This window comes from Acidimicrobiia bacterium (assembly GCA_035948415.1).
Taxonomy (GTDB): Bacteria; Actinomycetota; Acidimicrobiia; order IMCC26256; family PALSA-555; genus PALSA-555.
Map to the genome: position 1 here is coordinate 1 of DASZJD010000060.1, position 1,650 is coordinate 1,650.

Annotated in this window: 2 protein-coding genes; both read left to right on the forward strand. The window is 70.0% G+C overall.

Annotated features, from left to right (window positions below):
- Positions 1-925 (forward strand): amino acid--tRNA ligase-related protein (locus VG869_08650; GenBank protein ID HEV3451260.1); only part of this gene is annotated, 925 nt, incomplete at its 5' end.
- Positions 922-1,650 (forward strand): metallophosphoesterase (locus tag VG869_08655; GenBank protein HEV3451261.1); only part of this gene is annotated, 729 nt, incomplete at its 3' end. The genes VG869_08650 and VG869_08655, both read left to right, overlap by 4 nt.

Sequence of the window (1,650 nt, forward strand, 5' to 3'; positions counted from 1 at the left end):
GACGCGGAATTTCCTGGAGGTCGAGACCCCCATCCTGCAACCGCAGGCAGGCGGGGCGCTGGCCCGTCCGTTCTTCACTCACGCCAACGCGCTCGACACCGACTTCAGCCTGCGCATCGCGCCGGAGCTGTTCCTCAAGCGACTGGTGATCGGCGGCTACGAGCGGGTCTTCGAAATCGCCCGCAACTTCCGCAACGAGGGAATCGACACCCGGCACAGCCCGGAGTTCACCTCGCTCGAGGCGTACCGGGCCTTCGGTGACTTCCGCGACGGAATGGACCTCACCGAGCAGCTGATCGTCGAGGCCGCGAAGGGTGCCGTCGGCAAGCTTGAGTTTGACATCGGCGGCCACGTCGTCGACCTGACGCCGCCCTGGCCGCGCCGTGACCTCCTCGACATGCTGCAGGAGCGGCTTGGCGAGCGGGTGCACCCGTCCATGCCGGTAGAGCGGCTGCGCGAGATCTGCGCGGCCAACGACGTGGCCTGCCTCCCGGCGTGGGGCCCGGGGAAGCTGGTCTTCGAGCTTTACGACCAGCTCCTCATGGGCGAGACCGCGGGGCCGGTGTTCATCTACCACTACCCGACGGAGGTCTCTCCGCTCGCCCGCCAGTCCGCTGAGGACCCCACGATCACCGACCGCTTCGAGCTGGTCATCGGGGGCCGGGAGCTGGCCAACGGATACAGCGAGCTCAACGACCCCGACGAGCAGGCGAAGCGGTTCGAGGCCGAGGCCGAGGCCGCGTCCGGCGGGGACGCCGAGGCGCACCCGGCCGACGCCGCCTTCGTGCGGGCGCTCGAGTACGGGCTCCCGCCGACGTCCGGCATCGGCATCGGCATCGACCGGCTGATCATGCTCCTCGCCGAAGTCTCGGCGATCCGCGACGTCATTCTCTTCCCGATCATGCGAACGGAGACAGTGTCATGACCGCCGTCTATGAGGGCGTGGCGGCGCCCGATTCCTTCTTTGTCCCCGATCTCATCCGCCTCGAGGTGGGCCGGGGGGACCGGGTTGTGGTCGTGAGCGACCTGCACCTCCCGCCGGTCGCGACGGACGTGTCCGCACGCGCCGCCGACGAGCTGGCAGAGCTGCTTGACGGCTTCCGCGAGCCCGGGATGCTCGTGCTCGCCGGTGACGCGTTCGAGCTGCTCGCCGCGGCGCCGGACGTCGCCGCGATCATGGACGCCCACCCCCAGTTCACCGCCGCGGTCAAGCGTTTCGCGGCGGATCCGGGTCATCGCGTCGTGCTGACCCCGGGAAACCACGACGGGCAGCTCGCCTGGGACGAGGAGTCGGTAACGCTGCTGCGCGACCGCCTCGGCGTGACCGACGTGAGCCTGGCCTGCGACCTGGCGGTGGCGACCGGAGACGGCAGCCGGCTGGTCCGGGTGATGCACGGCCACCAGTTCGATCAGTACAACGCGTTCGACGACCCCCGGTCCCCGGTCGACACGCCACTCGGGCACCACGTCGTCCGGCAGGTCCTGCCGAAGCTCGTGTCCCGCGACCACCCTGGCTCGCTGCTCGAAGGCGTCCGGTGGTGCAACGGGGATCCGGGCGCTTTCCTGGGATCGCGCCTGCTCTACCGCATGGTGGCGGGCTGGCTGTGGTGGCTGGCGGTGCCGTTCGCGGCGGCGCTGGTGCTGCGCTTC